The 13,259-nt window shown below is 63.3% G+C and carries 13 protein-coding genes; 9 read left to right on the top strand and 4 right to left on the bottom strand.

Annotation, left to right across the window (positions count from 1 at the left end; genetic code table 11):
* Nucleotides 1–45: 45 nt before the first annotated feature.
* Nucleotides 46–630, bottom strand: coding sequence for an ACP phosphodiesterase (locus APH25_RS15190; RefSeq protein ID WP_028635142.1), 585 nt, complete (start codon nt 628–630; stop codon nt 46–48).
* 151 nt (nt 631–781) lie between these two features.
* Here APH25_RS15190 and APH25_RS15195 point away from each other — a divergent pair, with 151 nt between their 5' ends.
* On the top strand, nt 782–1,084 hold the full coding sequence (locus APH25_RS15195) for a helix-turn-helix transcriptional regulator (RefSeq protein WP_028635143.1): 303 nt from the start codon (nt 782–784) through the stop codon (nt 1,082–1,084).
* Nucleotides 1,085–1,100: 16 nt separating this feature from the next.
* A complete protein-coding gene (locus tag APH25_RS15200; protein WP_060482483.1) occupies nt 1,101–2,150 on the top strand; it encodes an alkene reductase in 1,050 nt (349 codons plus the stop codon).
* 362 nt (nt 2,151–2,512) lie between these two features.
* Here APH25_RS15200 and APH25_RS15205 read toward each other — a convergent pair whose 3' ends face one another.
* The 3 genes from APH25_RS15205 to APH25_RS15215 all read right to left on the bottom strand — a co-directional run bounded on the left by APH25_RS15205 (nt 2,513) and on the right by APH25_RS15215 (nt 5,364).
* Complete coding sequence (locus APH25_RS15205; RefSeq protein ID WP_060482484.1) at nt 2,513–3,343, bottom strand: hypothetical protein; 831 nt, start codon at nt 3,341–3,343, stop codon at nt 2,513–2,515.
* An 85-nt stretch (nt 3,344–3,428) separates the two neighbouring features.
* Complete coding sequence (locus APH25_RS15210; RefSeq protein WP_060482485.1) at nt 3,429–4,424, bottom strand: NAD(P)-dependent oxidoreductase; 996 nt, start codon at nt 4,422–4,424, stop codon at nt 3,429–3,431.
* Between the two features lie 49 nt (nt 4,425–4,473).
* Nucleotides 4,474–5,364, bottom strand: coding sequence for a LysR family transcriptional regulator ArgP (locus APH25_RS15215; protein ID WP_028635147.1), 891 nt, complete (start codon nt 5,362–5,364; stop codon nt 4,474–4,476).
* 90 nt (nt 5,365–5,454) lie between these two features.
* Here APH25_RS15215 and APH25_RS15220 point away from each other — a divergent pair, with 90 nt between their 5' ends.
* From APH25_RS15220 to APH25_RS15250, 7 genes are all read left to right on the top strand, one after another.
* A complete protein-coding gene (locus tag APH25_RS15220; RefSeq protein WP_060482486.1) occupies nt 5,455–6,054 on the top strand; it encodes a LysE/ArgO family amino acid transporter in 600 nt (199 codons plus the stop codon).
* Nucleotides 6,055–6,308: 254 nt separating this feature from the next.
* Nucleotides 6,309–6,905, top strand: coding sequence for a superoxide dismutase (locus APH25_RS15225; RefSeq protein WP_028635149.1), 597 nt, complete (start codon nt 6,309–6,311; stop codon nt 6,903–6,905).
* A 239-nt stretch (nt 6,906–7,144) separates the two neighbouring features.
* On the top strand, nt 7,145–9,199 hold the full coding sequence (locus APH25_RS15230) for a bifunctional diguanylate cyclase/phosphodiesterase (protein ID WP_028635150.1): 2,055 nt from the start codon (nt 7,145–7,147) through the stop codon (nt 9,197–9,199).
* Nucleotides 9,200–9,351: 152 nt separating this feature from the next.
* Nucleotides 9,352–10,689, top strand: coding sequence for an imelysin family protein (locus APH25_RS15235; protein WP_060482487.1), 1,338 nt, complete (start codon nt 9,352–9,354; stop codon nt 10,687–10,689).
* A gap of 138 nt (nt 10,690–10,827) precedes the next feature.
* Entirely contained in the window at nt 10,828–11,310 is a 483-nt protein-coding gene (locus APH25_RS15240; protein ID WP_060482488.1) for a hypothetical protein, read from the top strand.
* Nucleotides 11,311–11,324: 14 nt separating this feature from the next.
* Nucleotides 11,325–11,711, top strand: a complete 387-nt coding sequence (locus APH25_RS15245; RefSeq protein ID WP_028635153.1) for a hypothetical protein — start codon at nt 11,325–11,327, stop codon at nt 11,709–11,711.
* Between the two features lie 106 nt (nt 11,712–11,817).
* Entirely contained in the window at nt 11,818–13,245 is a 1,428-nt protein-coding gene (locus APH25_RS15250; RefSeq protein WP_028635154.1) for a di-heme oxidoredictase family protein, read from the top strand.
* Nucleotides 13,246–13,259 lie beyond the last annotated feature (14 nt).

The following is a 13,259-nucleotide window of genomic DNA, read 5'->3' on the forward strand; positions in this document are numbered from 1 at the left end:
ATCGCCCCGTCGCTCGCGATGCGCCGCAAACGTGGCGCATTCCCCCTACCTGCCCACCTCCAACTGCAGCGCCGCGAAACCCTGCAGCTGCGGGTAAAACGCTCGGAAGTCCGCCAACAACGGCTCATACAATCGTTCAAGCTCCCCCATCACCCCTTCCATCCCTTCCGGACGCGACAACCGCCGGGCGATGCCATTGAAGACGTGCTCAAGCACCGCAAAATCTCCGTATGCCCCCAGCCAGTCATCGGCTGCCATGGAAGGTGCGATGCGCCCCAGCCGCCCCGGCAGTTCAGGCTCGGCCAGCAGGACCCGATAGAACTGCGCAGTGAACTCGGCCAGGGGCTGCTTGGCATAATCGTGCCAGTGCCGCGCCAGGCAATGGTCGAAGAACACATCCAGCACAATCCCGGCAAAGCGCCGACGCTCACGCGGAAAGCGCGCCAGCGCGGCGAGTACCAAGGGGTGCTGGTCGGTGTAGCTGTCGATACGGCGGTGCAAGCGAATGGCCGCTTCCAGCGTGGGTGGAAAACGCCCTTCCAGCGAGCCCTTGACGAAGTCGCCGTACAGGCTGCCGAGCATTTGCTGGGGTTCGGGGCCCCCAAGGTGCAGATGTGCAAGATAATTCATGGCCGCAGTCTAGCACCCCGGCACACGTATATCGCTGGAGGGCGATATACCGATCAGCGATCAGCTGATAACGCTTTCATATTTGTATATCGCGAAATACCGATGTAGGTTTCGCCCTATCGCGATAGACCGCTACAGCACGAGCCACACCATGCCACTCGATCTCGACGACATCATAAAAGCACTGGCACACCCGGCCAGGCGAGAAATCCTCGGTTGGTTGAAAGACCCGGCCACGCACTTCCCGGACCAGTACCACAGCACCGACAACGGTGTGTGTGCCGGGCAGATAGACCAGCGCTGCGCACTGTCGCAGTCCACCGTTTCTGCCCACCTGGCCACGTTGCAGCGTGCCGGGCTGATCACCAGCCAGAAGATTGGCCAATGGCACTTCTTCAAGCGCAACGAAGTCACCATCAAGGCGTTTCTCGAACAACTGCGCCAAGCCCTCTGACCAGCAGGTAACCGCTATGACCACGCTTTTCGATCCAATGACCCTGGGCGACCTGGAACTGCCCAACCGCATCATCATGGCCCCGCTCACCCGCTGCCGGGCAGACGCCGACCGCGTACCTACCGCCCTGATGGCCGAGTACTACGTGCAACGGGCCAGTGCCGGGCTCATCCTCAGCGAGGCCACCTCGGTCAGCGCCATGGGCGTCGGCTACCCGGACACGCCCGGCATCTGGAACGATGAGCAGGTACGCGGCTGGAACAATGTCACCAAGGCGGTGCACGCTGCTGGCGGGCGCATCTTCCTGCAGCTGTGGCATGTGGGCCGCATTTCCCACCCCAGCTACCTGAACGGCGAACTGCCGGTGGCCCCGAGCGCCATCCAGCCCAAAGGCCACGTAAGCCTGGTGCGGCCCCTCAGCGACTACCCCACCCCGCGCGCGCTGGAAACCGAAGAAATTCGCGACATCGTCGAGGCCTACCGCAGCGGCGCCGAAAACGCCAAGGCCGCAGGTTTTGACGGGGTGGAGATACACGGTGCCAACGGCTACCTGCTGGATCAGTTCCTGCAGAGCAGCACCAACCAGCGCAGCGACCGTTACGGCGGCTCACTCGAAAACCGTGCGCGCCTGCTGCTGGAGGTGACCGATGCGGTTATCGAGGTGTGGGGCGCCGAGCGCGTGGGCATGCACCTGGCACCCCGTGCCGACGCCCACGACATGGGCGATGCCAACCGCGCAGAAACCTTCACCTACGTCGCCCAGCAGCTGGGCAAACGCGGCATTGCCTTCATCTGCTCGCGCGAGCGCGAAGCCGACGACAGCCTGGGCCCGCTGATCAAGCAGGCATTCGGCGGCCCCTATATCGTCAACGAGCGTTTCGACAAAGCCAGTGCCAACGCAGCCCTGGCCAACGGCAAGGCAGATGCAGTGGCGTTTGGCGTGCCGTTCATTGCCAACCCGGACCTGCCGGCGCGGCTGGCGGCCGATGCACCGTTGAACGAAGCCCACCCGGAAACCTTTTATGGCAACGGTGCGGTTGGTTACATCGATTATCCCCGTCTGTAGGCACGACGCTCACGATGGGGTGAGCAGCGCCCCCGGCACTCTGTGATTGAATGCTGATACCGCTGGGGCTGCGTTGCAGCCCATCGCGACCTGCGGTCGCTCCTACAGGGGCGTACATATTCCCCCGTAGGCGCTAGCGAAGCTCGCGATGGGGTGCGCAGCGCCCCCGGCATTCTGTGATCGAAGCTGATACCGCTGGGGCTGCGCTGCAGCCCATCGCGACCTGCGGTCGCTCCTACGGGGGGCGTACATATCCTCCTGTAGGAGCTAGCGAAGCTCGCGATGGGGTGCGCAGCGCCCCCGGCATTCTATGATCGAAGCTGATACCGCTGGGGCTGCGTTGCAGCCCGTCGCGATCGGCCCTACCGGGCGGTAGCGTTGATTTGCTGTTGAAGGTTCTGCAACTGGCTTTGCACGTTGTTGAAATTGCGGGTCATCTGGCCACGAAATGCATCGAACTCCTGTACCGAAGCCCCAGCGCCCGCGCTTGAATTCGCGCGGCTGTCCAGCTGGCTCTTGAGCACCAGTACATCCTGCTCAAGGCTCTCGATGGCGGCTTTCGGGTTGCCTTGCTTCTTGAGCGCCGCAACCTCGTCACTCAAGCTCTTGAGTTGCCCGTCGACCTTGCCGCCATCCAGCTGCCCGGACTTCAACGCCGCCAACTCGCCGTTCACCGCCTTGAGTTGCGCCTGCAACTGGGTTTGCAGGTCACTCACCGCCTTTTGCTGCTCACGGGTATCGGCCAGCACCTGCTCCAGGCGCTTGCCCAGGTCACCTGCCTGGCCCGCCACCCCCTGTTGCTGTTTACCCTGTTCGGCAAGGCTTGCCTGCAATTGACGAATCTGCAGCTTCAGCGCTTCGCTGCCGCTGGAGCTGGAGGACTCACTGGCCTCGACCTTGCCACTGATGGCTTGCAAGCGCCCAGCAGCCTCTTCGCTGATACGGGCAAAGCTTTCCTGGGTAGCCACCAGTTGCTGCTCCATCAGCGAGATCTGCTGGAAACTCCACCAGCCCAGGCAACCCAGGGCAATGAACGCAGCCCCCAGCAACGCCCACAACGGCGCGTTGCTCGCAGGCTTCGCGGCCTTTTGGCGGCTGCGTGAAACATGTGCTGGCAGCAGTTCATCATCATCCGGCGTGCCGGCACGCAAAGGGGGCACATCATCGAAATCGTCGTGGGCATCGTTGCGCATGGGGCTTCAACCAAACAGATAGCTAAGAGACAGAAGTATAAACCGCTCGCACGGCGCTCTGATGACCATCATCACAGCGCCCGGTTCACTGGCCGGGCGGCTGGTGCTTCCACCAGGTGCAGAATTCATCCAATGCCGTCCACAGGCTCACCTTTGGCTGGTAATCCAGGTACTGGCGGGCGCGGCTGATGTCCAGAGTGAAATCACGGCTCATCACCTCCATGCCCAGGCGCGACAGCGTGGGTTGCGGGCGCCCGGGCCAGAGCAGGCAAGCAGCCTCGTTCAACGCGGCCATGCTGTAGGCCAGCCCGTAGCTGCGGTAGCGCGTCACCGGCGGCAGCTGCATCTGGCGCATCACGTAGTTGATCACGTCCCACAGCGGCAGCGGGTGGCCATTGCTGATGTTGTAGGCTTGGCCCAGCGCCCGGCCATCGGCAAACAGCGCGCTCAACAATGCCTCGTTGAGGTTGTGCACGCTGGTGAAGTCCACCTTGTTCAGGCCATTGCCGATAATGGCGACGCGGCCCTTGCGCTGCATCTGCATCAGCCGTGGGAAAATACTGGCATCACCCGCGCCGGTGACAAAGCGCGGCCGCAGCGCCAGGACCTCCAGGCCAAACTCCTGCGCGCCGAACACCTTTTGTTCGGCCAGGTACTTGGTGCGCCCGTAGTGATCATGGAAGCGTCGTGGTACCTGGTCTTCGCGGATGTCCAGGCGCGAGCGGCCATTGAAATAGATCGACGGTGACGACAGGTGCACCAGGCGCCGCACATGTTCCTTCAGGCAGCCCTCGACCACGTTCTCGGTCACCACCACGTTGCCCTGGTGGAAGTCCTGGTAACGCCCCCAGTTACCCACCGCGCCGGCGCAGTGCACCACGGCCTCCACGCCCTGGCACAGGCGGCGGGCAAGTTCGGCATCGCCCAGGTCGCCGGGGATGAACTGCGCACCCCGCCTGACCAGGTGCTCCACCCCTTCGGCGCGCCGGCCACTGACCCGTACGTCCAGGCCCTGCTCCAGAGCGTGGCGCGCGAAACGACCGCCGATGAAGCCACTCGCGCCAGTGACCAGAATTCGCATGTAACACTCCGTCTTGCCAGATTTCAGAAGCAACTGACGCCAGCCGCCGCTACAAGGGCACCAACCATTGCCGGGCGGTGTGCCGCAGGTGGTCAGTCAGTTGCGCGAGCAATTGCCCGCCCGTGCGCCAATGATGCCAGTACAGCGGCACATCGATGGGGGTATCGCGGCAAATTTCCACCAGTTGCCCAGCAGCCAGTTGTTCACGGGCCTGCAGCTCAGGCACCAGCCCCCAGCCCAGGCCGGCCTCGGTCATGCGCAGAAAACCCTCCGACGATGGGCACAGGTGGTGCAGGAAACCGTCCTCGATGCCCAGGGAAGCCAGGTACCGGTGCTGCAGGAAGTCATCGGGGCCGTAGACGATGGCGGGGGTGCGGGCCAGGCGACCGGTGTCGAAACCCTGCGGGAAGTGTTGCGCCATGAACGCAGGGCTGGCCAGCGCACGGTAGCGCATGGCGCCCAATGCCAAGCTACGGGCACCGGCCACCGGGCGTTCGCTGCCACACAGGCAGGCAGCCACCTCACCGGCGCGCATGCGTTTCAGGCCCACCTCTTGGTCTTCCACCACCAGGTCAGTCAACACATTGTGCCGGGCGCAGAAGTCGCCGACCGCGCCGGCCCACCAGGTGGCAAGGCTGTCGGCATTGAGCGCGATGCGCAGGCGTTCCGGCACGCCGCCTTCGTCCAGCGCCGGCACTTCGCGCTGAAGGTCACGCTCCAGCAGGCGCACTTGCTGCACGTGGTTCAGCAACTGGCGGCCGACCTCGGTGGGGCTGGGCGGTGCTGCGCGCACCAGTACCGGCTGCCCGACCCGCGCCTCCAGCAGCTTGATGCGCTGGGACACCGCAGACTGCGACAACCCAAGCACGCTGGCTGCGCGCTCGAAACCGCCCTGTTCGATCACCGCAGCCAGCGCGGCAAGCAGCTTGTAGTCGAACATCGATTTTCCTAATGAGTGATGAGCTTTATTGGTTTTTCTTATACAGCGTGGCAAATCACAATAGCCAGCATCTTTTACGGAGTAATCACCATGTGGCAAAGCTACCTCAATGGCATGCTGGTGGCCTTCGGCCTGATCATGGCCATTGGCGCGCAGAATGCATTCGTCCTGGCACAAAGCCTGCGCCGCGAACACCACCTGCCAGTGGCCGCGCTGTGCATTGTCTGCGACGCACTGCTGGTGGCCGCCGGGGTATTCGGCCTGGCGACGGTGCTGGCGCATAACCCGACCTTGCTGGCCGTCGCCCGCTGGGGCGGTGCGCTGTTCCTGTTGTGGTACGGGGCCAAGGCACTGCGCAGCGCCTGCTCGAAACAGAGCCTGCAGCACCAGCAGGGCCAGGGCATGCGCTCACGTCGCGCCGTACTGCTCAGTGCCCTGGCGGTCACCCTGCTGAACCCCCACGTTTACCTGGACACCGTGTTGCTGATCGGCTCACTGGGCGCACAGCAGGCCGCCCCCGGCGCCTATGTCGCCGGGGCAGCCAGCGCATCACTGCTGTGGTTTTCGACCTTGGCCGTGGGCGCGGCCTGGCTGGCGCCGTGGCTGGCGCGGCCGGCCACCTGGCGCATGCTCGACCTGATGGTGGCGGTGATGATGTTCGCAGTGGCCGCGCAGTTGATCTTCAGCTGATTTCCACGGCCCTGTTGCCGGCAAGCCGAGCCCATACGTGTGTGGGCTTGCCAGCGGCAGGCTCACCGCTGGTCGCCAGCCGGTGACCGCCCAGGAACCTCTTATCCCTATGTTTGTTGCGTGGTTATGCGCCAGGGCTGGTGCTATGATCCAGCCCTTGCGTCGCAAAGAGTACAAACTCGCCGACGCTCATAGGGCCGCCCGTGATCGGCCCTGCGCAAACCGCGAACTAGACCTGAATCAGGAGATCCACCATGGCTTTTGAATTGCCGCCGCTGCCTTACGCCCATGATGCCCTGCAGCCGCACATCTCCAAGGAAACCCTGGAGTATCACCACGACAAGCACCACAACACCTATGTCGTGAACCTGAACAATCTGGTCCCAGGCACCGAATTCGAAGGCAAGACCCTGGAAGAGATCGTCAAGAGCTCTTCGGGCGGCATCTTCAACAACGCCGCGCAGGTCTGGAACCACACCTTCTACTGGAACTGCCTGTCGCCAAACGGCGGCGGCCAGCCAACCGGTGCTCTGGCCGAGGCCATCAATACCGCTTTCGGTTCCTTCGACAAGTTCAAGGAAGAGTTCACCAAGACGTCGGTTGGCACATTCGGTTCCGGCTGGGGCTGGCTGGTCAAGAAAGCTGACGGCTCCCTGGCCCTGGCCAGCACCATCGGCGCCGGCTGCCCGCTGACCAGCGGCGACACCCCGCTGCTGACCTGCGACGTATGGGAACACGCCTACTACATCGACTACCGCAACCTGCGTCCCAAGTACGTCGAGGCGTTCTGGAACCTGGTCAACTGGGCATTCGTTGCCGAGCAGTTCGAAGGTAAAACCTTCAAGGCCTGAGCCCCTCAGCCTTGAACAAGAAACCCGGCCCTGCGCCGGGTTTTTTCATGCCGGCTGCAACGCAGGGTTGTGCTTGCTCAGGCCGTATTGCACGCTAACATCAAACCACCGGATTATTGATACAGCGCATTCAAGTTGCAGGGTCTGGCAACCGATACACTGCTCGTGGCCACGCGGTAGTGTATGGTCATCGTTGATGGCAAAATGATGCCATTCGCATGAATTAAGGATAACCTCCATTGAAGCTGGAATTGCGGAACAGCTTGTCGGTCAAGTTGCTCAGGGTCGTGCTGCTGTCGGCGCTAGCGGTCGGCGTCGTGCTCAGTTGCGCGCAGATCGTCTACGACACCTACAAGACCCGCCAGGCCGTCAACAATGATGCCCAGCGCATCCTCGACATGTTCCGCGACCCCTCCACCCAGGCGGTATACAGCCTTGACCGGGAGATGGGCATGCAGGTCATGGAGGGGCTGTTCCAGGACGAGTCCGTGCGCATGGCCTCCATCGGCCACCCCAATGAAACCATGCTGGCAGAAAAGTCCCGCCCCCTGCAGGACACGCCCATGCGCTGGCTGACCGACCTGATTCTTGGCCAGGAGCGCACCTACACCACGCAACTGGTCGGCCGCGGCCCCTACAGCGAATACTACGGCGACCTGAACATCACCCTCGATACCTCGTCGTATGGCCGGGACTTCCTGCTCAACGCCGTGATCATCTTCATCTCGGGGGTGCTGCGCGCACTGGCCATGGGGCTGGTGCTGTACCTGGTCTACCACTGGCTGCTGACCAAGCCACTGTCGAAGATCATCGAGCACCTCACCCAGATCAACCCCGACCGCCCTAGCCAGCACCAGATCCCACTGATCAAGGGGCATGAAAAGAACGAACTGGGGCTGTGGGTGAACACCGCCAACCAGTTACTGGCGTCGATCGAACGCAATACCCACCTGCGCCATGAGGCAGAAAACAGCCTGCAACGCATGGCCCAGTACGACTTCCTCACCGGCCTGCCCAACCGCCAGCAGTTGCAACAGCAGCTGGATAAGATCCTGGTCGATGGCGGGCGCCTACAGCACCGGGTAGCCGTGCTGTGCGTGGGGCTGGACGATTTCAAGGGCATCAACGAGCAGTTCAGCTACCAGGTAGGCGACCAGCTGCTGCTGGCCCTGGCTGACCGCCTTCGCGCCCACAGCGGCCGCCTGGGCGCCCTCGCCCGCCTTGGCGGTGACCAGTTCGCCCTGGTACAGGCCAACATCGAGCAGCCCTACGAAGCGGCCGAACTGGCGCAGAGCATCCTGGACGACCTCGAAGTGCCGTTCGACCTCGATCACCATCAGCAGATCCGCCTGCGTGCCACCATCGGCATCACCTTGTTCCCGGAAGACGGCGACAGCACCGAGAAGCTGCTGCAAAAAGCCGAACAGACCATGACCCTGGCCAAGGCCCGTTCACGCAGCCGTTACCAGTTCTACATCGCCAGCGTCGACAGCGAGATGCGCCGGCGCCGCGAACTGGAGAAGGACCTGCGCGAGGCCCTGCCACGCAACCAGCTGTACCTGGTGTACCAGCCGCAGATCAGCTACCGCGACCACCGCGTGGTCGGTGTCGAGGCCCTGCTGCGCTGGCAGCACCCGGAACTGGGCATGGTGCCGCCGGACCAGTTCATTCCGCTGGCCGAGCAAAATGGCAGCATCATCGGCATTGGCGAATGGGTGCTCGACCAAGCCTGCCGCCAACTGCGCGAATGGCATGACCTGGGCTTCGGCGACCTGCGCATGGCGGTAAACCTGTCCACCGTGCAGTTGCACCACAGCGAGCTGCCCAGGGTTGTCAATAACCTGCTGCAAGCCTACCGCCTGCCGCCGCGCAGCCTGGAGCTCGAAGTGACCGAGACCGGCCTGATGGAAGATATCAGCACCGCCGCCCAACATCTGCTCAGCCTGCGCCGCTCCGGGGCGCTGATCGCCATCGACGATTTCGGCACGGGCTACTCGTCGCTCAGTTACCTGAAATCCCTGCCGCTGGACAAGATCAAGATCGACAAGAGCTTCGTTCAGGACCTGCTGGACGACGATGACGACGCCACCATCGTGCGGGCCATCATCCAGCTGGGCAAGAGCCTGGGCATGCAGGTCATTGCCGAAGGGGTGGAAACCGCCGAGCAGGAGACCTACATCGTGGCGCAGGGCTGCCACGAGGGCCAGGGCTACCACTACAGCAAGCCACTGTCGGCCCGCGAGTTGACCAACTTCCTCAAACAGGCTCAGCGCAACCAGGTATCGGTGCTCTGAGCCTGCCGGTTACACCCCATGACCCGCATTTACATGAATTGCGCGCTTGGCCCTTTACAGCAAATGCAAATCTTTCGCATGATGTTGCGGTTTCGCGTGCCACGGCGCACGGCCCACCCACTGGTCCAACCACACGACGCAGGAAACCAATAATGATTCGAATGCCTCTGGCCTCTGCCAGTCTGCTGGCCATTGCCATCGCTCTCGCCGGTTGCGGTGAAAGCAAGGACAACAAGGCCGCCGCGCCGCAAGCCCAGGCACCCGCGGCCGCCACCCCTTCTGCCAGCGCGCCAGGGGCTGTCGACGAAGCCGCCGGCAAGGCCGTGGTCAAGCATTACGCCGAACTGGTGTACGCCGTGTACAGCGACTCGCTGAGCACTGCCAAAACCTTGCAGGGCGCCGTGGACGCATTCCTGGCCACCCCGAACGATGACACCCTCAAGGCCGCCAAGGATGCCTGGGTTGCATCGCGCGTCCCTTACCTGCAAAGCGAAGCCTTCCGCTTCGGCAACACCATCATCGACGACTGGGAAGGCCAGGTGAACGCCTGGCCCCTGGACGAAGGCCTGATCGACTACGTCGACAAGAGCTACGAGCATGCCCTGGGTAACCCGGCTGCCAGTGCCAACATCATCGCCAACACTGAAATCCAGGTGGGCGAAGAGAAGATCGACGTCAAGGACATCACCCCCGAGAAGCTGGCCAGCCTCAACGAGCTGGGCGGGTCCGAAGCCAACGTTGCCACCGGTTACCACGCCATCGAATTCCTGCTCTGGGGCCAGGACCTGAACGGGACCGGCCCGGGCGCCGGCAACCGTCCGGCTTCCGACTACCTGGAAGGCCAGGGCGCTACCGGCGGCCACAACGAGCGCCGCCGTGCCTACCTCAAGGCAGTCACCGACCTGCTGGTCACCGACCTTGAAGAAATGGTCGGCAACTGGGCACCGAACGTGGCCGACAACTACCGCGCCAAGCTTGAGGCAGAGCCCGCCAACGACGGCCTGCGCAAGATGCTGTTCGGCATGGGCAGCCTGTCGCTGGGTGAACTGGCAGGCGAACGCATGAAGGTTTCGCTGGAAGCCAACTCGCCGGAAGACGAGCATGATTGCTTCAGCGACAACACCCACTACTCGCACTTCTACGACGCCAAGGGCATCCGTAACGTCTACCTGGGCGAGTACACCCGCCCGGACGGCACCAAGGTCACCGGCCCGAGCCTGTCGTCGCTGGTCGCCAAGGTCGACCCGGCAACCGACGCCACCCTCAAGGCCGACCTGGAAGCCACCGAAGCCAAGATCCAGGTCATTGTCGACCATGCCCTCAAGGGCGAGCACTATGACCAGCTGATCGCTGCCGACAACACCGCCGGCAACCAGATCGTGCGTGACGCCATCGCTGCCCTGGTCAAGCAGACCGGCGCCATCGAGCAGGCTGCAGGCAAGCTGGGCATCGCCAACCTGAACCCGGACACCGCTGACCACGAATTCTGATCCGGTAACAGTGCTTCACCTCTACGCCCGGCCATGTGCCGGGCGTTTTCGTTGGCGGCGGCAATGCTTCCCGATGCCTGCCACGGTGGCGAGGGCCCATGCTGCACAAGGTCCACGAATCGCCTACCAGGAGGCACTGTGCTGCAGATTCTCGATGTCTGGGGGGAAGGCCGCATCGTTCAGCGCGTTCAAGGCAAAGACCTGATAACCGGGTTCCATAACGCCTACAACCTTAACAAGGCAGGCCAGCGCATCTCCAACGGCCTGTTTGCCGGCAAGCCCATCCCCAACCTCATCCTGGTCTACGAATACGACGCCCCCAGGTTTCCCATCGACGACCATAGCGTGCCCCACGTGACCCTGATGGGCGCCCCGATTACACACGCTGTAGCAGAGGAGATGTGCCGCGTAGTCGCAAGGCCCGGCAAGATCTACCTCTACGACCCCAATGAAACCGACCGGCGAATGTTCGAAGCCGTGGCCTTCACCCTCGGCCTGCAACCCATGGGGCGCTATGCACCCGCCGACCTGGCCCCACCTTTCAACGAAATCACACTGCTTGCCGCCTACGTCTACCGCGCCCCCGAACCGCCCCTGCCCCGCCCCAACCCAAAACCGTAGAAGGAAAACGCCTCATGGCCAGCGTCACCTACCTGCGCTCCATCGCCAACAACACCCCCTACACCCTTACCCTGATCGACGGTGAAAACCGCAGCCAGAGCCTGGCCATCGGCGCCCAGCATGTCTGGAACGGTGCCCTTGCCGTGCCCTGGGTCGGTAACACCGATGAAAACCACAAGGCCTTGCGGTTGATCCTCGGCCCGGCCGCCGAAACCAGTGTGTGGGTATTCCAGGACTACTGGCAGCCGGCCCACAAGGATGCAATAAAGTGCATCAGCGCAGCCGCCATGGACTACTCGAGCAACGACATCATCGAAATCGCCGGCGACAACCGCAACGGCGGCAACAAGAACCTGATCGTCAGCCTGGTGAGCAGGCAGTTCCAGCTGTTCATGGCCTGACCGGCTGAACAAGGATTTCATCGAGCAAACGCAAATTGCTCTTATTCAATGATCCTGGGCCTGATAAGCTTGCACGCCGGTTTTTCGCTCAAGCCCAGGATCTTGCATGTCCTTGTCGCTGTTCCGTTGCGCCCCTTTGCTGCTGGCCTTTGCCCTTGCCGCCTGTGACGACGCCCCGCGTTTCACCCAGGCCGAGCCCGGCGAAGCGCTGTCGGGTGGCAAGACGACCGTACTGCGCAGTGACCGCAATGCCTACTCCATGCCCGCGGCCAACCTGTCCCGTGAGCGGCGCCTGGACTTTGCCGTGGGCAACAGCTTCTTCCGCAACCCTTGGGTCATCGCGCCGTCCACCACCACCGCACGCGACGGCCTGGGCCCGCTGTTCAACACCAACGCCTGCCAGAACTGCCACGTTCGCGACGGCCGCGGCCGCCCACCGGAGCCGGACGCCAGCAACGCGGTCGGCATGCTGGTGCGCCTGTCGATCCCCGACCAGCCCTACCTTGCCAAAGTGATCGAGCGCCTGGGCGTAGTACCAGAGCCGGTCTATGGCACCCAGTTGCAGGATATGGCGATCCCCGGGGTAGCCCCTGAGGGTAAAGTGCGGGTCACCTATACCACCAGCACCGTGACGTTCAAGGACGGCCATCAGGTTGAGCTGCGCAAGCCGACCTTGCAGATCACCCAGCTCGGCTACGGCGTGATGCACCCCGATACGCGGTTCTCCGCCCGGGTAGCCCCGCCCATGATCGGCCTCGGCCTGCTGGAGGCGATTCCCGAGGCCGATCTGCTGGCCAATGAAGACCCTGATGATCGCAACCGCAATGGCATCCGTGGGCGGGCCAACCGGGTGTGGGACGACGCCCAGGGCAAGACCGTGATCGGCCGCTTTGGCTGGAAGGCCGGCCAGCCCAACGTCAACCAGCAAAACGTGCATGCTTTCGCCGGTGACATGGGCCTGACCACTACCCTGCTGCCCCACGACGATTGCACGCCAACCCAGGTCGACTGCCTGGCGGCGCCTAACGGTGATGGCGCCGACGGTGAGAAGGAGGTCAGCGACAACATCCTGCGCCTGGTCACCTTCTATGCCCGTAACCTGGCCGTCCCGGCGCGCCGTGACGTGGGTTCGCCAGCGGTGCTGGCGGGCAAGAACCTGTTCTTCCAGGCGGGTTGCCAGGGGTGTCACACCCCGCAGTTCACCACCGCCGCCGACGCCGCCGAGCCTGAGCTGGCCAACCAGGTGATCCGCCCCTACAGCGACCTGCTGTTGCATGACATGGGCCCGGGCCTGGCCGACGAGCGTACCGAGTTCGCCGCCAATGGCCAGGACTGGCGTACCCCGCCGTTGTGGGGCGTTGGCCTGAGCGAAACCGTCACCGGCCACAGCCAGTTCCTGCATGACGGGCGCGCCCGCAACCTGCTCGAGGCGGTGCTATGGCACGGCGGCGAAGCCCAGGCCGCCCGCGATTTCGTACTTGCTTTCGATGCCGACCAGCGCGCTGCGCTGCTGGCGTTTCTGAATTCCCTTTAAACGCGCATAGGAGC

The organism is Pseudomonas sp. NBRC 111119 (assembly GCF_001320125.1).
GTDB classification, from domain to species: Bacteria; Pseudomonadota; Gammaproteobacteria; order Pseudomonadales; family Pseudomonadaceae; genus Aquipseudomonas; species Aquipseudomonas parafulva.